At 62.9% G+C, this 20,548-nt stretch carries 20 protein-coding genes; 10 read left to right on the top strand and 10 right to left on the bottom strand.

Annotated elements, in window-relative coordinates:
• Positions 1-9 precede the first annotated feature (9 nt).
• Positions 10-1,710, top strand: coding sequence for an urease subunit alpha (gene ureC, locus V5F23_RS02960; protein ID WP_042730007.1), 1,701 nt, complete (start codon positions 10-12; stop codon positions 1,708-1,710).
• 149 nt (positions 1,711-1,859) lie between these two features.
• On the opposite strand, the gene V5F23_RS02955 is transcribed toward ureC, so the two are convergent.
• The gene (locus V5F23_RS02955; RefSeq protein WP_042731803.1) at positions 1,860-2,159 is read right to left on the bottom strand and encodes a chaperone modulator CbpM; all 300 of its coding nucleotides are present in this window, start codon (positions 2,157-2,159) and stop codon (positions 1,860-1,862) included.
• 107 nt (positions 2,160-2,266) lie between these two features.
• Entirely contained in the window at positions 2,267-3,205 is a 939-nt protein-coding gene (locus V5F23_RS02950) for a DnaJ C-terminal domain-containing protein (protein WP_042731804.1), read from the bottom strand.
• A gap of 295 nt (positions 3,206-3,500) precedes the next feature.
• Here V5F23_RS02950 and V5F23_RS02945 point away from each other — a divergent pair, with 295 nt between their 5' ends.
• On the top strand, positions 3,501-4,766 hold the full coding sequence (locus V5F23_RS02945; RefSeq protein ID WP_042731805.1) for an Hsp70 family protein: 1,266 nt from the start codon (positions 3,501-3,503) through the stop codon (positions 4,764-4,766).
• A 102-nt stretch (positions 4,767-4,868) separates the two neighbouring features.
• On the opposite strand, the gene V5F23_RS02940 is transcribed toward V5F23_RS02945, so the two are convergent.
• The 3 genes from V5F23_RS02940 to V5F23_RS02930 form a co-directional block, all read right to left on the bottom strand.
• Positions 4,869-5,882, bottom strand: a complete 1,014-nt coding sequence (locus V5F23_RS02940) for an AI-2E family transporter (protein ID WP_042731806.1) — start codon at positions 5,880-5,882, stop codon at positions 4,869-4,871.
• Between the two features lie 219 nt (positions 5,883-6,101).
• On the bottom strand, positions 6,102-6,383 hold the full coding sequence (locus V5F23_RS02935; RefSeq protein WP_042731807.1) for a PsiF family protein: 282 nt from the start codon (positions 6,381-6,383) through the stop codon (positions 6,102-6,104).
• A 65-nt stretch (positions 6,384-6,448) separates the two neighbouring features.
• Positions 6,449-7,339 carry a triacylglycerol lipase gene (locus V5F23_RS02930; RefSeq protein WP_042731808.1) on the bottom strand — a complete coding sequence of 297 codons (891 nt, stop codon included), beginning with the start codon at positions 7,337-7,339 and terminating at the stop codon, positions 6,449-6,451.
• 190 nt (positions 7,340-7,529) lie between these two features.
• Between V5F23_RS02930 and V5F23_RS02925 the strand changes: the two genes are divergently transcribed.
• The gene (locus V5F23_RS02925; protein ID WP_042731809.1) at positions 7,530-8,060 is read left to right on the top strand and encodes a ferritin-like domain-containing protein; all 531 of its coding nucleotides are present in this window, start codon (positions 7,530-7,532) and stop codon (positions 8,058-8,060) included.
• 129 nt (positions 8,061-8,189) lie between these two features.
• On the opposite strand, the gene V5F23_RS02920 is transcribed toward V5F23_RS02925, so the two are convergent.
• The gene (locus V5F23_RS02920) at positions 8,190-10,265 is read right to left on the bottom strand and encodes an AsmA family protein (RefSeq protein ID WP_338497504.1); all 2,076 of its coding nucleotides are present in this window, start codon (positions 10,263-10,265) and stop codon (positions 8,190-8,192) included.
• Positions 10,266-10,650: 385 nt separating this feature from the next.
• Between V5F23_RS02920 and V5F23_RS02915 the strand changes: the two genes are divergently transcribed.
• The 7 genes from V5F23_RS02915 (at position 10,651) to V5F23_RS02885 (ending at position 15,931) form a co-directional block, all read left to right on the top strand.
• Positions 10,651-11,160, top strand: a complete 510-nt coding sequence (locus tag V5F23_RS02915) for a hypothetical protein (RefSeq protein WP_047739447.1) — start codon at positions 10,651-10,653, stop codon at positions 11,158-11,160.
• A 155-nt stretch (positions 11,161-11,315) separates the two neighbouring features.
• A complete protein-coding gene (locus V5F23_RS02910; RefSeq protein WP_042732582.1) occupies positions 11,316-11,948 on the top strand; it encodes a TetR family transcriptional regulator in 633 nt (210 codons plus the stop codon).
• Between the two features lie 270 nt (positions 11,949-12,218).
• A complete protein-coding gene (gene ureE, locus V5F23_RS02905; RefSeq protein ID WP_042732583.1) occupies positions 12,219-12,719 on the top strand; it encodes an urease accessory protein UreE in 501 nt (166 codons plus the stop codon).
• Positions 12,716-13,390 (top strand): urease accessory protein UreF, encoded by a 675-nt coding sequence (locus V5F23_RS02900; RefSeq protein ID WP_042732584.1) that lies wholly within the window; start codon positions 12,716-12,718, stop codon positions 13,388-13,390. The genes ureE and V5F23_RS02900 overlap by 4 nt, the downstream gene beginning before the upstream one ends.
• A gap of 9 nt (positions 13,391-13,399) precedes the next feature.
• On the top strand, positions 13,400-14,014 hold the full coding sequence (gene ureG, locus V5F23_RS02895) for an urease accessory protein UreG (RefSeq protein ID WP_042732585.1): 615 nt from the start codon (positions 13,400-13,402) through the stop codon (positions 14,012-14,014).
• Positions 14,015-14,045: 31 nt separating this feature from the next.
• Complete coding sequence (locus tag V5F23_RS02890) at positions 14,046-14,618, top strand: HupE/UreJ family protein (protein WP_042732586.1); 573 nt, start codon at positions 14,046-14,048, stop codon at positions 14,616-14,618.
• Positions 14,619-14,797: 179 nt separating this feature from the next.
• Positions 14,798-15,931, top strand: a complete 1,134-nt coding sequence (locus V5F23_RS02885) for an AGE family epimerase/isomerase (RefSeq protein ID WP_042732587.1) — start codon at positions 14,798-14,800, stop codon at positions 15,929-15,931.
• A 132-nt stretch (positions 15,932-16,063) separates the two neighbouring features.
• On the opposite strand, the gene V5F23_RS02880 is transcribed toward V5F23_RS02885, so the two are convergent.
• The 4 genes from V5F23_RS02880 to livM all read right to left on the bottom strand — a co-directional run bounded on the left by V5F23_RS02880 (position 16,064) and on the right by livM (position 20,547).
• Positions 16,064-16,828 (bottom strand): SDR family oxidoreductase, encoded by a 765-nt coding sequence (locus V5F23_RS02880; RefSeq protein WP_042732178.1) that lies wholly within the window; start codon positions 16,826-16,828, stop codon positions 16,064-16,066.
• Positions 16,829-17,684: 856 nt separating this feature from the next.
• Positions 17,685-18,401, bottom strand: a complete 717-nt coding sequence (locus V5F23_RS02875; protein ID WP_338497503.1) for an ABC transporter ATP-binding protein — start codon at positions 18,399-18,401, stop codon at positions 17,685-17,687.
• On the bottom strand, positions 18,398-19,270 hold the full coding sequence (locus V5F23_RS02870; RefSeq protein ID WP_042732180.1) for an ATP-binding cassette domain-containing protein: 873 nt from the start codon (positions 19,268-19,270) through the stop codon (positions 18,398-18,400). The genes V5F23_RS02875 and V5F23_RS02870 overlap by 4 nt, the downstream gene beginning before the upstream one ends.
• Positions 19,267-20,547: a high-affinity branched-chain amino acid ABC transporter permease LivM gene (gene livM / locus V5F23_RS02865; RefSeq protein ID WP_042732181.1), complete on the bottom strand. Its 1,281-nt coding sequence runs from the start codon at positions 20,545-20,547 to the stop codon at positions 19,267-19,269. The genes V5F23_RS02870 and livM overlap by 4 nt, the downstream gene beginning before the upstream one ends.
• Position 20,548 lies beyond the last annotated feature (1 nt).

Genomic DNA, 20,548 nt, shown 5'->3' with positions numbered 1-20,548 from the left:
AACCATGAGATGAAAATAAGTCGTCAGGCATATGCTGACATGTTCGGCCCCACCGTCGGGGACAAGGTCCGCCTGGCCGACACCGAGCTGTGGATCGAAGTGGAGAAGGACTTCACCACCTACGGCGAAGAAGTGAAATTCGGCGGCGGCAAGGTGATTCGTGATGGCATGGGCCAGGGCCAGTTGTTGGCCGCCGATGTCGTGGACACGCTGATCACCAACGCCCTGATCATCGACCACTGGGGCATCGTCAAGGCCGATGTCGGCCTCAAGGACGGGCGCATCGCGGCCATCGGCAAGGCCGGCAACCCGGACATCCAGCCCGACGTGACCATCGCCATCGGCGCCAGCACCGAAGTGATCGCCGGCGAAGGCATGATCCTCACGGCCGGCGGCATCGACACCCACATCCATTTCATCTGCCCACAGCAGATCGAAGAGGCCCTGATGAGCGGCGTCACCACCATGATCGGTGGCGGCACGGGCCCGGCCACCGGGACCAACGCCACCACCTGCACGTCCGGACCGTGGCATTTGGCGCGCATGCTCCAGGCTGCCGATGCCTTCCCCATGAACATCGGTTTGACCGGCAAGGGCAACGCCAGCCTGCCGGAGCCGTTGATCGAGCAGGTCAAGGCCGGCGCCATCGGCCTGAAGCTGCACGAAGACTGGGGCACCACGCCGGCGTCCATCGACAACTGCCTGAGCGTGGCCGACCAGTACGACGTACAAGTGGCGATCCACACCGACACCCTGAACGAATCGGGCTTCGTCGAAACCACCCTCGGTGCTTTCAAAGGCAGGACCATCCACACCTACCACACCGAAGGCGCTGGCGGCGGCCATGCGCCAGACATCATCAAGGCTTGCGGCTTCGCCAACGTACTGCCCAGCTCCACCAACCCAACCCGACCGTTCACCCGCAACACCATCGACGAACACCTGGACATGCTGATGGTCTGCCATCACCTGGACCCGAGCATCGCCGAAGACGTGGCGTTCGCCGAGAGCCGCATTCGCCGCGAGACCATCGCCGCCGAAGACATCCTCCACGACCTCGGCGCGTTCTCGATGATCAGTTCCGACAGCCAGGCCATGGGCCGCGTCGGCGAGGTCATCACCCGCACCTGGCAGACCGCCGACAAGATGAAGCGCCAACGCGGGGCCCTGCCCGGCGACGGTGAAGGCAACGACAACTTCCGTATCAAGCGCTACATCGCCAAGTACACCATCAACCCGGCGATCACCCATGGCATCAGCCACGAAGTGGGCTCCATCGAAGTGGGCAAGTGGGCCGACCTGGTGCTGTGGCGCCCGGCGTTCTTCGGGGTCAAGCCGACGCTGATCCTCAAGGGCGGGGCGATCGCCGCCAGCCTGATGGGCGACGCCAACGCCTCGATCCCGACGCCGCAACCGGTGCACTACCGGCCGATGTTCGCAAGCTTTGGCGGCTCGCGTCATGCCACCAGCCTGACCTTCCTCAGCCAGGCCGCCGTCGAGGCCGGGTTGCCGGAACAGCTCGGGTTGAAGAAGAAAATCGCCGTGGTCAAAGGCTGCCGCGACGTGCAGAAGACTGACCTGATCCACAACGACTACCTGCCGAACATCGACGTCGACCCGCAAACCTACCAGGTCAAGGCCGACGGCGTGCTGCTGTGGTGCGAGCCGGCGGACGTCCTGCCGATGGCGCAGCGGTATTTTCTGTTTTGACTTGAATGACTGAAGCACCATAACCCTGTGGCGAGGGGATTTATCCCCGTTCGGTTGCGCAGCGACCGCAAAAAATGGGGCTGCTACGCAGCCCAACGGGGATAAATCCCCTCGCCACAAGGTTTACACCTGGCTCAGGAATGTGTGCATCACTCCACCAACCGCCCCAACCGCTGTTTGAGCATGCGGTTTTCGTTGCGCAGCAGTTGCACTTCTTCCAGCAGGTCCAGCGCCAGGGCGACGCCTTCCCATTCCAGTTCCAACTCGCGCCGCAGCTTGGCCGCGCGCCGCGCCAGGACCAGTTCGTAGTCGGTGAAACGCCAGTCGGTCGGTGCCGCGCCGTGAGGTTCGAGGATGCCATGGGCGACGATTTCGATCACATGGACATCCGCCAACGCCGCGGCCTCGCAGAATTCCTTCAGGTTCAGTTCAATGATCGGGTTGTTCATGGTCTGCTTCTCCCAATGCTTCAACTGTCGAGTCTAGCCAGGCTTATGACAAATCTGACTGTGGCGAGGGCGTTTGCTCCCTCGGCACAGGTTTTATATTGAGCCGGTCAGAAATTCTCTCGCGGATCGAACGCGGCCTTTTTCGCCAGCTCCGCCCACAAGGCCTTGACCGCCTCGTCGCTGGCCTTGGGCATCACCGCCTTGAGCTGCACGAACAGGTAGCCGCGCTCGCCGGCCTTGTTGCGCAGGCCGTGGCCCTTGGCGCGCATGCGCTGGCCGTTCTGGCTGCCGGCCGGGACCTTGAGGTTGATCTTGCCGGTGAGGGTCGGGACCGCCACTTCGGTGCCCAGCGCCAGTTCCCACGGGGCCAGGGGCAAGGTGATGATCAAGTCCTGGCCCTCGACGTCGAACTTGGGGTGCGGGGCGAAGCGGATGGTCAGGTACAAATCGCCATTGGCACCGCCGCCGATGCCCGGCGCGCCCTGGCCCTTGAGGCGGATGCGCTCGCCGTCGGTCACCCCCAGCGGAATCTTCACGTTCAGGCTCTTGCTGGTGTTGCTCACGTGCTGGCCCGCCGCGTTGTATTGCGGCACCTGGTAGCTGACTTTCTTCGACTCGGTCGAGAGGGTTTCTTCCAGGAAGATCGGTAATTCCAATTCCACGTCTTGTCCCCGACGGCCGGCGCTGCGACCTGATTGTCCGCCACCGAAACCTGATCCGCGATTACCGAAGATCGAACTGAAGAAGTCCGAGAAATCGCCGGTGTCCTGGCCACCGAAGCCGCCACGGCTCTGCCAGCCTGGCGGGCCCTGGAACGGCTGGCCGTGCTGGCCATAGCGGCGCAGGTCGTCGTATTCCGCGCGCTTGTCGGCGCTTTTCAGCGCTTCATAGGCTTCGGAAACGTCCTTGAACTTGGTCTCGGCGTCCTTTTCCTTGCTCACATCCGGGTGGTACTTGCGCGCCAGCTTGCGGTAGGCGGCCTTGATCGTGGCATCGTCCGCCGTCGGCTCCACACCCAGGATCTTGTAATAGTCTTTGAAGTCCATCTAAGCATCACCATCCGTTATCGATGTCGCACCGCCACGCACAGCCTGCCCGAATGACCGGGCAGCGGATTGACCGATCTCAAGATTGGGACCGGGCGGCGCATCAGAAGTTTATCGGCAGCCGGTGGCGGTTCTTGTACTCGCCCTGTGGCTGCCAGGCCCATGCCAGCAAGTTTGGGGGGATTGCGCGGTCTTTCAAGGCCAGCGTTTGCAAATTAGCGGATAACCGGCCTTCGAATCCGGGCCGCACTGGCATACACTGCGCGGCCGTTTTTTTAGCTGGAACCGCAAAGACATGAAAAACGCATCCCCGGCCCGTGCCTGCGGTATCGACTTCGGCACGTCCAACTCCACCGTCGGCTGGCTGCGCCCCGGCATGGAAACGTTGATCGCGCTGGAGGACGGCAAGATCACCCTGCCGTCGGTGGTCTTTTTCAATCTTGAGGAACGTCGGCCCGTGTATGGCCGCCTGGCCCTGCACGAGTACCTGGAAGGCTACGAAGGCCGGCTGATGCGCTCGCTCAAGAGCCTGCTGGGTTCCAAGCTGATCAAGCACGACACCAGCGTGCTGGGCACGGCCATGCCATTCAAGGACCTGCTGGGGCTGTTCATCGGCCAACTGAAGCAACGCGCCGAAGCCGCCGCGGGTCGGGAATTCGAAGAAGTGGTGCTGGGCCGTCCGGTGTTTTTCGTCGATGACGATGAACTGGCCGACCAGGAAGCCGAGAACACCCTGGCGGACGTCGCCCGGGCGATTGGTTTCAAGGAGGTGTCGTTCCAGTACGAGCCCATCGCGGCCGCCTTCGACTATGAATCGACCATCGCGAAAGAAGAACTGGTGCTGATCGTCGACATCGGCGGCGGTACCTCGGACTTCTCCCTGGTGCGCCTGTCACCGCAACGGCGTAACCACGACAACCGTCATGCCGACATCCTCGCCACCGGCGGCGTGCACATCGGCGGGACCGACTTCGACAAGCAGTTGAGCTTGCAGGGCCTGATGCCGCTGTTCGGCTACGGCAGCCGGATGAAAAGCGGTGCCTACATGCCCACCAGCCACCACATGAACCTGGCGACCTGGCACACCATCAACGCGGTGTACGCGCAGAAATCCACCCTCGCCCTGAACAGCATGCGCTACGACATCGAGGACACCGGCGGCATCGACCGCCTGTTCAAGTTGATCGAACAGCGCGCCGGGCACTGGCTGGCCATGGAAGTCGAGGAAACCAAGATCCAGCTGACCCACACCGATCAACGCCATGTGGCCCTGGACCGGATCGAGCCGGGCCTGAGCGTGGACCTGAGCCGGGCACTGTTCGAATCAGCCATCGACGGGCTGTTGGAGCGGGTGCGCGCCAGCGTCACGCAGCTGCTCGGCGATGCCAACGTCGGCGTCGAGCAGGTCGACACGGTGTTCTTTACCGGCGGCTCCAGCGGCATTCCGGCGCTGCGCAACAGCGTCTCGGCGATGCTGCCCCAGGCCAAGCATGTCGAAGGCAACATCTTCGGCAGCATTGGCAGTGGGTTGGCGATCGAGGCGATGAAGCGTTACGGCTAAAGCCAGTTGCAAGCTTCGAGCTTCAAGCTCCAAGTAACAGCAGTAATGCGGCACGACTGGCTTTTACTTGCAGCTTGCAGCTTGCAGCTCGTAACTCCTGTCCTAGACCATCCCGATCTGCTTCAACTCGCTCTTGAGGTACGCATAGTAGATCGGCCCCGCCACCACCCCCGGCAGGCCGAACGCGGCTTCGAACACCAGCATTGCCATGAGCAATTCCCAGGACTTGGCGCTGATCTGCCCGCCCACGATCCGGGCGTTGAGAAAGTATTCGAGTTTGTGGATCACGATCAGGTAACCCAGCGCCGCCACGGCGACCCAGATCGACAGCGACAGGCCGACGATGGTGATCAGGGTGTTGGACATCAGGTTGCCGATGACCGGCAGCAGCCCCAGCAGGAAGGTCATCACGATCAGGGTCTTGGTCAGCGGCAGCTTGATGCCGAACAGCGGCAGCACCACCGCCAGGAAGATCCCGGTGAAGAAGGTGTTGAGCAGGGAAATCTTGATCTGGGCGAAAACGATGTTGCGAAACGCCTTGACCAGCAGGTTCAGGCGATCGAACAACGCCGCCGCCAGGGGTTTGCGCTTGGTCAGGTCGGGGATGCGCTGCAAGGCGACGATGGCCCCCAGCACCATGCCGATCAGCAACGTCACGAACATGTGGGCCGCGTCCTTGCCCACCAGCTGCAGCTCGCTCAGGTGCTTGCTCATCCACGCGCCGATCGCCACTCGGAACTCGGCGGCGCTGGCCGGCAGGTAGGCGTCGATGAACGGCGGCAACTGCCCGCGGGCGCGGTCGACCACCGCCATGAACTTGTCCAGGGAGGCGCCCGGATTTTCCGCTTCATGGAGCAGGAAACTGATGGCCCCGGCGAAAATCAACGTCAGCACGCTGACCACCAGCGTGCCCAGCAACGCCACCGCCAGCCAGCGGGCACGCCGACCCTCGATCAGCCGTTGCAACTGCGGGGTGAGCATGTTGACGAGCTCGAACACCAGCAACCCGGCCAGCAGGCTCGGCAACAGGCGCAGCGGCAGCACCAGCAACAACCCACCGAAGATGATCACCCAACTGATCACCAACAACACATGACGCTGAGAAAACGTTGGCATACAGCCTCAAAGCAAACGGCGTGAAAGGATTGGCAGTCTGCCAGCCTTCCGCCGACAGCACTAGGCATTGTATCGGCCGATTCGGGTCGAGGTTCAGGGGATTTTTTGCTGCGTCTTCGATGGCCCATCGCGAGCAGGCTCGCTCCCCACAATGGGCCACACAACGCAAACCTGCCGGGGAGCGAACCTGCTCGCGAAGAGGCCCCGCAGGCCCCGCGCCTATTTTTTCTTCAGGCAGTCACTCATGAATGCCTTGCGGGCATCGCCCTTCAGGGCCTGGGTGGTGGCCGTGGCGTTGCAGGTTTTCATGCGCTCCTGCGGGGTGCTCGAGTCGGCCTTCAGGCAGGTGCTCATGAACGCCTTGCGCTCGTCACCCTTGAGCGCCTTGGCGCTGGCGTCGGCGTTGCAGGTGGTCATCTTGTTCTGCTGCGCCGTAGCGGCGAAGCCCTGGGAGCACAGCAGCAAACCGATCATCAACAAAGGAACACGCAGCATTTTCATGACGTCTTCTCCTGAATGCCGCACAAGCGTGACGGCGATGCATCCAGTGTAGACAACCCGGGCCGCTAGACACCGGCCGCTTTCAAGCGCTCGGCATGCTCGACGAACAGGCGGATCGGCTCGGCGCCCTTGCCGACCAGCCCCAGCGACTGGTTGACGATGTCGAGGTGGTCCAGCGGGTAGTCATCGCGGATCACCGTGCCCAGGTGCGAACTGTAGCGCCCGACCATGCCGTCGCATTGGCCGGCCTCGCGCACGAAGGTGCGGGCGAACAGGCGACAACTGCGGTGGGTGCCATCGAACAGGTTGCGCCCCTTGTCGGTCTTGCCCGGTTGCAAGGTGCCCGACCAGGAGTAATAGCGCACCCCGTTGACCTCTTCGGGGCCGTGCCCCCCCCAGGTTGGCGGCAGCCCTTGTGGATAACGCTGGTTGAACAGGGCCACGCCCGCCGTCGTGAGGGAGGCATGGGACGCGTCAATGTCCACCGGCAGCCTGGGTCCATGGTAGGCGGTCTCCAGCAGGCTCATCAGGGCGTTGACCAGCCGCAGCAGCGCACTGAGCACACGGCCCCTGGCGCTGTCGGCGGGGTAATGCCGTTGCAGGTAGTCGGCCAGTTCCGAGCCATGGTTGGCGCCAGCCACCGACGTGACCGAGGCCACCAGGTCCGGGCGCTTGGCGGCGGCGTAGCGGGCCGTGAGGCTGCCCTGGCTGTGGCCGATCAGATTGACCTTCTGCGCACCGGTCTGGCGCAGGATTTCATCGATTCGCGCCAGCAGTTGCTCGCCACGCACCTCGGATGAATGCAGCGGCGACACCTTCACCGCGACGACCACGGCCCCTTCGCGGCGCAACGCCGAGACAATCCCGTACCAGTACGGGTACAGCACCAGCCGAATGAACCCGAGCATGCCCGGGACCAGTACCAACGGGTAACGAGTGGCGCAGCGTTGCGACATGGGCGGACATCCTTGTGCTCAGCGATGGAGGGGAAGGTCAGTCTATGCGTGCTTCATGACGCATCACCGTGATTGTAGGCGTTGGCACATTTCATAAAACTTTTTGCCCCGCTCATCACTCCCAAGCCTGTAAGCGATCACGCCCCGAGAGCGTGACGCTCCCAACCGGATCAGCCTCCAGGAGAACGAGATGAGCGACATGCACTTATCCGATGTAACCACCCTGCGCGAACGTGCACGGCAGAACGTAGAGAACGGCGCCGTGACCGAGGGCTACAGCGCCGATCGCCAGCAAGTCATCCGCCTGCTCAACGAGGCGCTGGCCACGGAACTGGTGTGCGTGCTGCGTTACAAGCGCCACTACTACATGGCCACCGGCCTCAAGGCGAGCCTGGCAGCCAGCGAATTCCTCGAACACGCCAACCAGGAAGCCGAACACGCCGACAAGCTGGCCGAACGCATCGTGCAATTGGGCGGCGAACCGGAGTTCAACCCCGACCTGTTGAGCCGCAATTCCCACGCCCAATATGTGGCGGGCAACACCCTCAAGGAGATGGTGTACGAGGACCTGGTGGCCGAGCGCATCGCCATCGACAGCTATCGCGAGATCATCCAGTACATCGGTGAAAAAGACCCTACCACCCGGCGCATCTTCGAAGACATCCTGGCCCAGGAAGAGGAGCACGCCGACGACATGGCCGATATCCTGGCCGATCTGTAAGCCTTACCGGCCCCTTCGCGGGCAAGCCCGCTCCCACATTCGAGCGCATTCCTTCTGAATGAACTCGGTCAACTGTGGGAGCGGGCTTGCCCGCGAAGACGCCCTAGGCCCCACCACAAAAGCCACGGGTTAGCGCGTTGGCTTCACCGTCACCGGCGCCTTGCCCGCCTTCATCTGCTCCAGCAACGGCGCACACTGGTTCGGCTCACCACCGCTGGGAGCCACCAGCGCCAGCAGGCCGGCGGCCGGAGCCGCGATCACGCCCAACGCCACCATCCCGGCACCACGCAACATCAGTGGCACCGCCTTGACGCCGGCCGAAGGCTTGGCGAAAGGGCCGCGCACATACAACGGCGAGCGCAGGGAAATCAGCCGCCAGCCCTTGGACTCCGGCGAAATGGTCAGGTCCAGTTGCTCGGTGGCCATGTTCGCCGTGCCATCGATGTAGATGATCGCGTTCTCGGTGTCGAACACGAACAGGCGGGTGGTCGCCAGGCCGGTCTTGATGTCGAAATCCGCCGCCGCGCAGTTGATCTTCACTTCCTTGTCGCCAAAGATTTTCCCCACCACGTAGTTACCGACGTTCAACCCCGCCAGCTCCATCAACTCGCGACTGATGGCGCCATCGTTGATGAGCATTTTCAGCGTGCCGTTGGCGGTGCCCAGCAACGCCGCCACCGAATTGCCGCGACCGCTGATATCGGCGTCGCCGTTCAGCTCGCCGAAGCTGGTTTTCATCGGTTCGAAACCGGGGAACAACTGCTTGAGCTTGAAGCCTCGCGCGGTCAACTTCGCCTGGCCCTCAAGGGGATGGGTGTGGCCATTGAGACGGATCTGGGCATCGAGTCGACCACCCGCCACGCCGAAGCGCAGCGGTTCGAGGCTCAACTGGCCGTCGTTGAGCACCAGGTGGGTGTAGAGGTCGGTGAACGGCAACTGGGAGCTGTGGACAATGCGTTTACCGGTGAACTCCACGTCGGCGTCCATCGCGCTCCAGCGCTCGGTGCGGAATTCTTCCACCGGCAAGACCTTGTCGGCCGGCTGTTTGCTGGCGCCTCCCCGGGCCTTTTGCTCGGCGTTGGAGTCGGCACCGATCAGCGGCGCCAGGTCGCTGAACAGCAGCTGGTTGGACACCAGCGCGCCGCTGAGCTTGGGCCGTGGCTGGCCGGCGACGTAGGCGAGGTTGCCGTGGATGTCGCTGTCGCCGATCTTGCCGTTGAAGTCTTCGTAGCGAAACAGCGCCCCGCCCGGCTCGTGGAGCTTGGCAATCAGGCGACCGTCGGTGGCGTAGGGCGGTGAATCCGGCAGGGTCACGCCGGTCAGTGGATAGAGATGGGCAAGGCTTTTACCGGCCAGTTTCAATCGCAGATCGAGTGCCCCCAGGTTCATCGGGTCAGTCAGCGTGCCGGCCAGCTCGACGCGGGTATCGGCGATCCTGGCCTGGGCCTGCAACGGGAAAGGTCGCGCGGCATCCTGCAACGCCAGCAGGCCGCCGACCTTGCCGGAACCACTGAGCGCCTGCCCGTGATAGTGCCCGTCGACCTTGAAGGCAAACGCGTAGTCCTGCGGCACTGCCCCCTGGTCCTGGGCTTTCCTGGCGGCCTTGTCGCCGACGATCTCGCTGAACGGGATGGGCTTGCCCAACGGATCGATCAACACGTCGAGGCGGGTCTTGAGCGTCTGGTCGTCGAGGGTGACGTGGCCCTTGTCGAAGCCGATGGCGCCGATGTCCACCGTCCAGCTGGACGGCTCGGCGTCCGGGTCCTTTGGATCGAATTGGAACGTCCAGTTGGCGCGCCCATCGGCCAGGCGCTGCAGGCTGGCATTGGGCTCCGTCAGGTCGATACGCGGAATCACCACCCGCCGGCCCAGCAGCGCCAAGGGTGAAATACGCAATTCCACGCGCTTGAGCGTGGCCATCTGCGGGGTTTTCGACCAGTCCGGGTTACCCAGGCTCAAATCCTCGGCCACCACATGGGGCCACGGCAGCCAGGCGCGCCAGCCTCCTTCCTCCGGCTCACGCTGCCAGACCACCGCCAGGTTGCCGTTGACGGCGAACGGGCGATGCAGCTCCTCGGACACCTTGGCGTTGAGCGTGGGTTTGATCCGGTTCCAATCGAAGAACACGATCACCAGCACCAACACGGCCAGCAGGACGACAAGGCTGGCAACACTCCAGGCAAGGATTTTCGAGGTGCGCGTCATGCACGGGGCTCCTGATACAAGTCGGCGTCCGAACGGCGGCGCCTGAAAAAAAGACGAACCTTAGCCTGTTCGTTATAAAAGGTCAGACTGGCAAAACGGCCAACAGGTTTAACACCGCTGCCGCAGTCGGCCTAAAAAAACCTCGATTTGCTGACCGATCCGTCAGCAACCTGTTACCGCATCCGCACATTCGTGATGCGCCAGTGGGTACAAAATACCCACTGCGGTGCAAAATCGCACCCTGGAAACGCCCGTCCTAGAGCCCTCGCCCAGAACAATCAATTCCGTTGATTATTACCATTGCGTTTATGAACTTTTATATCGACTTATCGAGAGTAGCATTGCCCTCGTACCCACTTTATCGCCCTCCCAAGGAGCAATGATCATGAAACGCCAATTACTGATGAGCTTGTCCCTTTCACTGCTGGCCTCGACTGCTTTTGCACTGCCAGCCTCCGAACAGGCCACTCCGCAAGTCAAGGACAGCCACTCGGTCTATAGCCAGACAGTCGCTGAAGGTGGCCGGGATCGCCTGGAAGAAAAAGGCCTGGTCCAGGACGGTGGCGACCGCACTCCACAAGGTCAGTCCCTGGCAGCCGATGGTTCCGATCGCACCCCACTGGGTGAAAGCCTCGCAGCCGACGGTTCCGACCGCACTCCACTGGGTGAAAGCCTCGCAGCCGATGGTTCCGACCGCACTCCACTGGGTGAAAGCCTGGCAGCCGACGGTTCCGACCGCACTCCACTGGGTGAAAGCCTCGCAGCCGATGGTTCCGACCGCACCCCACTGGGTGAAAGCCTGGCAGCCGACGGTTCCGACCGCACTCCACTGGGTGAAGCCCTCGCTTCCGACGGCGGTGACCGTGTGATCGAACGCAACGGCTCCGTGAGCTAAGCCCATGGCGGCCTTGAAAAAAGCCCGATTCCTGCAATCGGGCTTTTGATTTTCAAAGCCCTCGTTTCCCCGCGTTAACCCCTTCTATCGTTCGACGTCGGCAAAGCCGATTTGCTAGAGTGCGTCGCTCCCATGACTCGGAAGTCAGTCCTGCGATGCTGCCCCGCGCCGAACAGAAACAACAGACCCGAATTGCCCTGATGGACGCTGCCCGTCACCTGATGGAGTGCGGCCGGGGATTTGGCAGCCTGAGCCTGCGGGAAGTCGCCAGGACGGCAGGCATCGTGCCCACCGGCTTCTACCGGCACTTCGACGACATGGACCAACTGGGCCTGGCACTGGTCTGCGAAGTCGGCCAGACCTTCCGCGAAACCATTCGCCTGGTGCGCCACAACGAGTTCGTCATGGGCGGCATCATCGACGCGTCGGTGCGAATCTTCCTCGACGTGGTACAAGCCAACCGCTCGCAGTTCCTGTTCCTCGCCCGCGAGCAATATGGCGGCTCCCTGCCCGTGCGCCAGGCCATCGCACGGCTGCGCGAGGACATCAGTTCCGACCTTGCCGCCGACTTGGTGCTCATGCCCAAGCTGCAACACCTGAACACCGCCGCGCTGAGCGTGATGGCCGACCTCATCGTCAAGAGCGTGTTCGCCACCCTGCCGGACATCATCGACCCACCCGTCGAAGCACCACCCGAACACCTCACGCCCCAGGCCAAGATCACCCAGCAATTGCGGTTCATCTTCATCGGCCTCAAGCACTGGCAAGGCTTGGGCAGCACCGAATAATCCTCATTGTGGGAGCGGGCTTGCTCGCGAAGGCGGTGGTTCAGCTACATGGACGTCGACTGACACGCCGCCTTCGCGAGCAAGCCCGCTCCCACAGGTTTGCCGCTCGCCACAAAATAGTGCGCCCCACTCATGACGCGCACCAATCCGGAACAAAACATCGCCCACGGTAAAGCGTTAGCCCAACGCCCCCGGCTATTTCCTACACCCTCTTCGATTGGCAAGCCCCTTGCTCTAAACACCACATCGCTCATTGCTGGAAGCACACCGATGCTGGTGATTCATCGCAGAATCGACCCTCAACCCCACTGGGACGCCGAGCTGCACCTGACCTATGACGCCCGCAGCAAAAGCCGCCTGCGCTGTTTCAGTGCCGAGGGCGAAGACGTGGGGTTGTTTCTGGAGCGCGGCCAGCCGCCGTTGTACGACGGTGAATGCCTGCAGGCCGAAGACGGGCGCATCGTGCGCGTCTGCGCCCGCCCCGAACAATTGCTGCACGTGACCTGCGCCAACGCCTTTGAACTGACCCGCGCCGCCTATCACCTGGGCAATCGCCATGTCGCACTGCAAGTGGGCGACGGCTGGTTGCGCCTGCTGGACGACTACGTACTCAAGGCGATGCTCGAACAACTGGGCGCCAGCGCCGAAGCCATCGAAGCGCCATTCCAGCCGGAACATGGCGCCTATGGCGGCGGCCATCACCATTCCCGGCATGGCGACGAAGCGTTCAACTATGCGCCGCGCCTGCATCAGTTCGGCGTGCGCACATGAACCCGGCCTGGGCGCTGCTGCGCCTGGCCAGCCCGCAGTTGCCCATCGGTGGCTACAGCTATTCCCAGGGTCTGGAGATGGCGGTGGATAACGGCCAGGTCGACACGCCCGACGCCGCGCGGCGCTGGATCAGCGACCAATTGCTGCTCAATCTGGCCCGCTTCGAAGCGCCGTTGCTGCTGGCCCACTGCACCGCGGCGGCCGCCGACGACTGGGAGGCCTTGCAGCACCACAGCGGCCAACACCGCGCCAGCCGGGAAACCCGTGAGCTGTATCAAGAGAGCCGGCAGATGGGCTACTCGCTGCAGCAGTTGCTCAACGGCTTGCCGGAACTCGATGACGCCGCGCGGCAATTTCTCGACGCCCACAGTGAACCGCACCTGGCCCTGTGCTGGGCCCTTGCAGCCCGCGCCTGGCACATCGCGCCCCAGGACGCGCTCGCCGCGTGGCTGTGGAGCTGGCTGGAGAACCAATTGGCGGTGCTGATGAAAACCCTGCCGCTGGGCCAGCAAGCCGCCCAGCGCCTGACCAGCGAACTGCTGCCGCTGCTGCAACAGGCCCAGCACACCGCTTCAAGCATCGACCCCGATCACCACGGCAGCGCCGCGTTTGGCCTGTCCCTGGCGTGCATGGCCCATGAGCGCCAGTACAGCCGTCTGTTCCGTTCCTAGGAGACACACATGAATACACAACCTTTGCGCGTCGGCATCGGCGGCCCGGTGGGTTCCGGCAAGACCGCCCTGACCCTGGCCCTGTGCCTGGCGCTACGCGAGCGCTACAACCTGGCGGTGGTCACCAACGACATCTACACCCGCGAAGACGCCGATTTCCTGGTGCGCAACGAAGCCCTGGCGCCGGAGCGGATCATCGGCGTGGAAACCGGCGGCTGCCCGCACACGGCAATTCGCGAAGACGCCTCGATCAACCTGGAGGCGGTGGACCAGTTGAACCGGCGTTTTCCGGGCCTGGACCTGATCCTGGTGGAATCGGGCGGCGACAACCTCTCGGCGACCTTCAGCCCGGAGCTGTCGGACCTGACCATCTACGTGATCGACGTCTCGGCCGGGGACAAGCTGCCGCGCAAGGGCGGGCCGGGCATCTGCAAATCCGACCTGCTGGTGATCAACAAGATCGACCTGGCGCCGCTGGTGGGCGCATCCCTGGAGATGATGGACAGCGACACTCGGCGGATGCGCAACGGCAACCCCTTTGTGTTCAGCAACCAGAAAACCGGCCAGGGCCTGGACGAAATCATCGCTTTCATCGAACGCCAAGGCCTGCTGACGGCCGCCTGATTCTTCGACTTTTCAACAAGGAAGCCGCTTCATGACATTCAAACGCATCCTCGCCACCCTTGCCCTGATGCTGGCGCCAGCGCTGGCCTTCGCCCACCCCGGCCATGGCGACAATGGCCTGATCGCCGGCCTCGGCCACCCCATTGGCGGGCTCGACCATCTGCTGGCCATGCTGGCGGTCGGTTTGTGGGCGGCCCAACAACAGGGCGCGGCACGCTGGGCACTGCCGTGCACGTTCGTCGGCACGATGCTGATCGGTGGCTTGCTGGGTTTTGAAGGGCTGGAGCTGCCGGCCATGGAAAGCGGAATCGCCGCTTCGGTCCTGGCCCTCGGGCTGGCGGTGGCCTTGGCAGTGCGCCCACCCCTGAGCCTGGCGATGGCGGCAACGGCGCTGTTTGCGTTGTTCCATGGCGTGGCCCATGGACTGGAGCTGCCAGACATGTCGAGCCCTTGGGCCTACGCGGCAGGGTTCGTCGCAGCCACGGCGGTACTGCATGGCGCCGGTTTCGCGGTGGTGCGTGTATTGCCACGGGCAGCAGCGCCACTGGTGCGACTGGCCGGAGCCGCTTCGGCGGGGGCTGGGGTCTGGCTACTGGCAGGTTGACTGGCTGGGCCTTCACGGCCGCTTTCGCGGGCAAGCCCGCTCCCACAGGTCCGCGTACGCCGGTCGAATCGTGGGAGCGGGCTTGCCCGCGAAGGGGCCCTTGAAGGCACTGCATCGCTCGCCCCTGCCACTCTGCTACCATGTCGCGCAATCGCCCCCAGCCGTGACGACGCTCGCCAATGCCTGATGCTTCCCGCCCTGCCCTGCCGCCTGAATTGATCACCCTGTTCGCCACGGTGCGCCGGCATTTTCACGAGGTGATCGTGCCCATGTGGCAAGGCCCGGGCTGGAACAGCGAACTGGCATTGCCTTATGAATCCCTGGACGCCCACCATGTGCCACTGCCGCCCCAGCGCTACCGCGCCATGGCCTGTGCACGCCAGTTGTACGTGTTTGCCAGCCTGATTGGCGAAGTGCCCCAGGCCGAGGAACGGGCCAGCGCGCTGTTTCGTTCGCTGCAGCGGCACTTCCACGATGCCGAGCACGGCGGCTGGTTCTACAGCATCGACCCGCAAGGGGCGCCGCTGGACACCGGCAAGGATCTCTACACCCACGCCTTTATCCTGTTCGCCTGCGCCCACTACTGGGACAAGGTGCGCGAGCCACTGGTGGAGTCGGTGCTCAACGCCGCCCTGGAGGTCATCGCCCGACGCTTTGCCACCGGCGACGGCCTCTACGAAGCCAGCCTCGGGCGCGACTGGTCAACCCTGGAATCGGGTCCGCTGCAAAACCCATTGATGCACTTGGCCGAAGCGTTTCTTGCCACCCTTTCGGTTCGCGAAGACGCCCATGTGCAGCAAGCGTTGTCGAGCCTGTGCGACGGGATGCTCAAGCGCTTCATCGAACCGACGCTGGGCGTGATGATGGAGAAACCGCTCAAGTCTGTGGATAACTGGTTCGAACCAGGGCACCAGTTCGAATGGTATTACTTACTCGCATCGTCGCCCTTGTTGCGTGACGGCAAGCTGCGCAAGGCCCTTGAACGAAGCTTCGAATACAGCGAGCAACGTGGCGTAGACCGAAAGTCCGGCGCGGTTTGCGCGATGCTGAGCCTAGAGCCGCATGCCGCCCCGCGGGACGCGACCCAGCGCATCTGGGCCCAGGCCGAATACCTGCGCGCACTGACCTTACGTGCGGACGGTCAGCAGGCTTTGCTGCCGCAGCTAAAGGCCCTGCAGCAACACTTCCTACATGCCAAGGGCTGGAACGAATGCCTGGATGCCGATGGCATCGTCAGCCGGCGGGACATGCCGTCCACCACGCCCTATCACCTCATGACCTGCTATCTCGGGTTGGCCGACTGCCTGGCGTAATGCGTTTGTGGCGAGGGAGCTTGCTCCCGCTCGGCTGCGAAGCAGTCGCAAAATCCTGGGCCTGCTTCGCAGTCCAGCGGGAGCAAGCTCCCTCGCCACAGGTTTCCATCAACCGCCCCCCCAACTCAGCGGTCAGGCCTTGTTGCGCTCGATGGCAAACCCGGCCCAGGTCTGGCTCACCGGCATCAACTCCAGGCTGTTGATGTTGATGTGCGCCGGCGTGTTGAGCACCCAGTAAATCGTTTCGGCGATATCCTGCGGCTGGATCGGATCGGCCCCGGCGTAGGTGGCGTTATAGCGGTCCTGGTCACCACCGAAGCGCACCAGCGAGAACTCGCTTTCGCACAGGCCCGGCTCGATATTGCTCACCCGCACGCCCGTGCCTTGCAAGTCGCAACGCAGGTTCAGGGAAAACTGTTTGACGAACGCCTTGCTCGCGCCGTACACGTGGCTGCCCGGGTACGGGTAGTTACCGGCGATGGAGCCCAGGTTGATGATTCCGGCGCCACGGCCATGGGCGATCAGGCGCGGCAGCAGCAAGCGAGTGCTGTAGAGCAGCCCTTTGACGTTGGTGTCGACCATGGTGTCCCAGTCATCGAGGTCGCACTTGGGGGCCGGGTCGACGCCCAGGGCCAGGCCGGCGTTGTTGATCAGCCCGCGCAGCGTGGCGAACGACGGCGGCAGGTTGGCGATGGCTTCCTCCATGGCCTTGCGGTCTCGTACGTCGAGCACCAGGCCGTGGACCTCGGTCTGCTTCGACAACTCGGCGCAGAGGGCATTGAGGCGTTCTTCACGACGACCGGTCAGCACCAGTTTCCAACCGGCCTCGGCAAAACGACGGGCGCAGGCTTCACCAAAACCGGACGTCGCGCCGGTGATAAACAGGGTGTTGGACATCGTGTTCTCCTTGCTTGGGCTTGAACCGCTCATTGAAATGGAAATCGGCCCACAGCATGCCCGCCCCGACATGGCAGGGGCAAGGCTTGTGAAACCCCGTCGACCGCCCTCAACATTGATCATAAAACAACCAACTGGCGCCAAGCCTCGCAGAATAAGGGCTACAGCCGGTTGCCCGCACCTTATCCACAGGCACGTCCACAGTAACCGGGGGCAACTGCACAAGCGCCAGGACGCTGTGCACAAGGCTTTGCGGGGTGTTTGGAAATTTTTTTCGCTTGACCCCGCAACAACGGTTGTGCAGTTCAGGATCTCTGCTATAAGCCAGCGGCCAACTAGGCGATGGCTCCAAGCCAGTAACTACGGCCCTTCGCGCGGTCTTTCCAGAGTTTAGTCACAGACTTATCCACAGGCTTGTCCAGCGTTTTGCGCACCCTCGCCCAAGCGCATAAAAGTGTTGACAACTGCCACCGCCGCGCCATAAAAAACACCTGATCAGAAATTAACCATCGCCCTGTAGGCCGCGTAATCAAAGGCTTTCAGCCAGCTACTCCCACGTTACCCACAGCCAGTTCCACAGCAAACGGGGACAAGTCAAAAGTGTGACAAAACAACTGTTTGCGGCGACTTTATGTCGCGGTTTGGCAAGGGTTCAGAATGGTTTTCCACAATTGCCCGACAGACCGAACATCCCATTGTGGGAGCGGGCTCGCTCGCGAATGCGGCGAGTCAGCCGATAGGGTGCTGGATGGGAAACCGCTTTCGCGAGCAAGCCCGCTCCCACAGTGTTTGCGGTGAACTGGAAAGATAAAAAAACCCGGCGATTGCGCCGGGTTTCCTCATTGCAATCCCTGCCTCAATGCCCGCCCAGGTACGCGTTGCGCACCTCTTCGTTGGCGAACAGTTCCTTGCCGGTGCCGGTCAGGCGGATTTCACCGTTGACCATCACGTAGGCCCGGTCCGACAGCTTGAGGGCGTGATTGGCGTTCTGCTCCACCAGGAAGATGGTCATCCCCGTGGATGCCAGCTCCCGCAGGGTGGAGAAGATCTGCTTCACCACGATCGGCGCCAGCCCCAGGCTCGGCTCGTCGAGCAGCAACAACTTCGGCCGGCTCATCAGTGCCCGGGCGATGGCGAGCATTTGCTGCTCGCCGCCGGACATGGTCATGGCCCGCTGGTTGCGCCGCTCCTTGAGCCGCGGGAACAGCTCGAACATGCGCTGCATGTCTTCGCTGGCGTACTTGTCACCGATGGGAATGGTGCCCATCAGCAGGTTTTCCTCGACGGTCATGTCGGGGAACACCCTGCGCCCCTCCGGCGACTGCGCAATGCCGTTGGACGCGATGTAGTGGGACGACTTGTGGGTGATGTCCACGCCCTGGTAGATGATCTGCCCGCCGGCTGCGCGCGGCTGGCCGAAGATCGACATCAACAGCGTGGACTTGCCGGCACCGTTGGAGCCAATCAGGCTCACGGTCTCGCCTTCGCCAATGTGCATCGAGACTTTCTTCAGGGCCTGGATCGGCCCGTAGAACACGTCCAGTTCCTTGAGTTCGAGGATCGGTGTACTCATACCAGTTCCTCTTCATCGGCGCCCAGGTAGGCCGCGATCACTTTCGGATCGTTGCGAATCGCCTCCGGACCGCCCTCGGCGATGACGTTGCCGTGGTCCAGCACCACGATGTGGTCGGAAATACTCATTACCATGCCCATGTCGTGTTCGATCAGCACCACGGTCAGATCATGCTCGTCGCGCAGCAGCCGGATCATCGCGCTCAGCGCTTCGGTTTCCTGAGGGTTGAGGCCGGCCGCCGGCTCGTCCAGGCAGATGATCTGCGGACGGGTGCACATGGCCCGGGCAATTTCCAGGCGCCGTTGCTGGCCGTAGGAAAGCTCGCCCGCCAGGCGGTTGGCGCAATCCACCAGGTCCACCACTTCCAACCAGTAGAAGGCGTGGTCCAGGGCATCGCTTTCAGCCTTGCGGTAGCCCTTGGTGTTGAGGATGCCGGCCAACAGGCTGCGGTTGACCCACATGTGCTGGGCCACCAACAGGTTTTCCAGCACCGACATTTCCTTGAACAAGCGGATGTTCTGGAACGTCCGGGCCAGGCCGGCGCGGTTCACCAGGTGGGTCCCGCCGAACATCTTGTAGTACAGCCGGCTGGCGAAGGATTTCGGCGACACGAAGTCGGTCGGCCGGAAGGCCTCGCCCAACAGCTTGATGACGTTGGTCCGCTCGCCACGCACGTTGAGCTCGATCCTGCCGCCCGAAGCTTTGTAGAAGCCGGTCAGGCAGTTGAACACCGTGGTCTTGCCCGCGCCGTTGGGGCCAATCAGGGCGAAGATCGAGTTGCGCTTGACCTGCAGGCTGACGTCGCTGAGGGCCTTGATGCCACCGAACTGCATCATCAGGTTTTCAACGGAAAGTACGACTTCGCTCATGGCGCTACCCCCTTGCGCGGCGTCACACCGGTACGGCTGATACGAATCAGGCCGCGAGGTCGCCAGATCATCATCAACACCATCAACACGCCGAACAGCAGCACCCGGTACTCGGAGAAACTGCGCAGCAACTCCGGCGCCACAGTGAGCACGAACGCCGCGATCACCACGCCCACGGTCGAGCCCATGCCACCGAGCACGACGATCGCCAGGATCAGCGCCGACTCGAAGAAGGTGAACGACGATGGGTTGACGAACCCCTGGTAGCTGGCGAAGAACACCCCGGCCAGGCCGGCCGTGGAGGCGCCAATGGTGAACGCCGATAGCTTGACCAGCACGTGGTTCAGGCCCATGGAGCGGCAGGCGATTTCATCTTCGCGCAGGGCTTCCCAGGCACGCCCGACCGGCATGCGGGTCAGGCGATGCTTGATGTAGAGCACCAGCATCACGACGATGAACAGCACGATGTAGATGAACAGGAATTTCAGGTTGGGGTTGTAATCGATACCGAAGAACTCATGGAACGGCACCCCGCCGTCCTTCGCCCTTCGCCCGAACTCCAGGCCGAAGAACGTCGGCGACGGCACTGGCATGCCATTGGGCCCGCCCGTGAACGACAGCCAGTTGTTGAGCACCAGCCGGATGATCTCGCCAAAGCCCAGGGTCACGATCGCCAGGTAGTCACCGTGCATTCGCAACACCGGGAACCCCAATATGCAGCCGGCCATCGCCGCCGCAATCGCCGCCAGGGGCAGCACCGTCCAGAAACCCAGGCCCAGGTACTGGTAACCCAGCGCCAGGCCATAGGCGCCGATGGCGTAGAACGCCACGTAGCCCAGGTCGAGCAGCCCCGCCAGGCCGACCACGATATTCAGGCCCAGGCCCAGTAACACGTAGATCAACCCGAGGATGACCACCGTGAGCACGTATTTGTTGGCGAAGAACGGAAACACGATGGCGATCACGATCAGTGCCGGGATGATCCAGCGCAGGCGCGACTTGTAGTCCGGTGGCAGGACGTGCACGCCGGAGCCGGAGCTTTCGAAACCCTGGAGCACCTTCAGGCCCCGAGGCGTTTGCAGGAACAGGCTCAAGGCAAAGCGCCCGATCATCACGATCGCCACCAGCCAGCCGACGCGGGCCGGTTGCAGGTTGAAGCTGTAGCCGTCGAGCACCACGCCGACAATCGGCCCGAACACGATCAGCGAGATCAGCCCGGCCAGGATCGCGTCGATGACGCTCTGTTTGATATCAATCGGTTTATTGGCAGCAGACATA

It is taken from the genome of Pseudomonas sp. WP18, from assembly GCF_036689585.1.
In the GTDB taxonomy this organism is placed as follows: Bacteria; Pseudomonadota; Gammaproteobacteria; order Pseudomonadales; family Pseudomonadaceae; genus Aquipseudomonas; species Aquipseudomonas chlororaphis_E.
Note: the sequence above shows the minus strand (reverse complement) of the source record. Positions and strands in the feature narration are given on the sequence as shown.

Excerpts from the sequence above, each read along its gene's own strand:
- V5F23_RS02955 (WP_042731803.1), bottom strand. The coding sequence starts at position 2,159 with ATGAACAACCCGATCATTGAACTGAACCTGAAGGAATTCTGCGAGGCC.
- livM (WP_042732181.1), bottom strand. The coding sequence starts at position 20,547 with ATGTCTGCTGCCAATAAACCGATTGATATCAAACAGAGCGTCATCGAC.
- V5F23_RS02885 (WP_042732587.1), top strand. The coding sequence starts at position 14,798 with ATGCCTGATGCTTCCCGCCCTGCCCTGCCGCCTGAATTGATCACCCTG.
- V5F23_RS02950 (WP_042731804.1), bottom strand. The coding sequence starts at position 3,205 with ATGGACTTCAAAGACTATTACAAGATCCTGGGTGTGGAGCCGACGGCG.
- V5F23_RS02870 (WP_042732180.1), bottom strand. The coding sequence starts at position 19,270 with ATGAGCGAAGTCGTACTTTCCGTTGAAAACCTGATGATGCAGTTCGGT.
- V5F23_RS02935 (WP_042731807.1), bottom strand. The coding sequence starts at position 6,383 with ATGAAAATGCTGCGTGTTCCTTTGTTGATGATCGGTTTGCTGCTGTGC.
- V5F23_RS02890 (WP_042732586.1), top strand. The coding sequence starts at position 14,046 with ATGACATTCAAACGCATCCTCGCCACCCTTGCCCTGATGCTGGCGCCA.
- V5F23_RS02920 (WP_338497504.1), bottom strand. The coding sequence starts at position 10,265 with ATGACGCGCACCTCGAAAATCCTTGCCTGGAGTGTTGCCAGCCTTGTC.
- V5F23_RS02880 (WP_042732178.1), bottom strand. The coding sequence starts at position 16,828 with ATGTCCAACACCCTGTTTATCACCGGCGCGACGTCCGGTTTTGGTGAA.
- ureC (WP_042730007.1), top strand. The coding sequence starts at position 10 with ATGAAAATAAGTCGTCAGGCATATGCTGACATGTTCGGCCCCACCGTC.
- V5F23_RS02910 (WP_042732582.1), top strand. The coding sequence starts at position 11,316 with ATGCTGCCCCGCGCCGAACAGAAACAACAGACCCGAATTGCCCTGATG.
- ureE (WP_042732583.1), top strand. The coding sequence starts at position 12,219 with ATGCTGGTGATTCATCGCAGAATCGACCCTCAACCCCACTGGGACGCC.
- V5F23_RS02925 (WP_042731809.1), top strand. The coding sequence starts at position 7,530 with ATGAGCGACATGCACTTATCCGATGTAACCACCCTGCGCGAACGTGCA.
- V5F23_RS02900 (WP_042732584.1), top strand. The coding sequence starts at position 12,716 with ATGAACCCGGCCTGGGCGCTGCTGCGCCTGGCCAGCCCGCAGTTGCCC.
- V5F23_RS02915 (WP_047739447.1), top strand. The coding sequence starts at position 10,651 with ATGAAACGCCAATTACTGATGAGCTTGTCCCTTTCACTGCTGGCCTCG.
- V5F23_RS02940 (WP_042731806.1), bottom strand. The coding sequence starts at position 5,882 with ATGCCAACGTTTTCTCAGCGTCATGTGTTGTTGGTGATCAGTTGGGTG.
- V5F23_RS02945 (WP_042731805.1), top strand. The coding sequence starts at position 3,501 with ATGAAAAACGCATCCCCGGCCCGTGCCTGCGGTATCGACTTCGGCACG.
- V5F23_RS02930 (WP_042731808.1), bottom strand. The coding sequence starts at position 7,339 with ATGTCGCAACGCTGCGCCACTCGTTACCCGTTGGTACTGGTCCCGGGC.
- V5F23_RS02875 (WP_338497503.1), bottom strand. The coding sequence starts at position 18,401 with ATGAGTACACCGATCCTCGAACTCAAGGAACTGGACGTGTTCTACGGG.
- ureG (WP_042732585.1), top strand. The coding sequence starts at position 13,400 with ATGAATACACAACCTTTGCGCGTCGGCATCGGCGGCCCGGTGGGTTCC.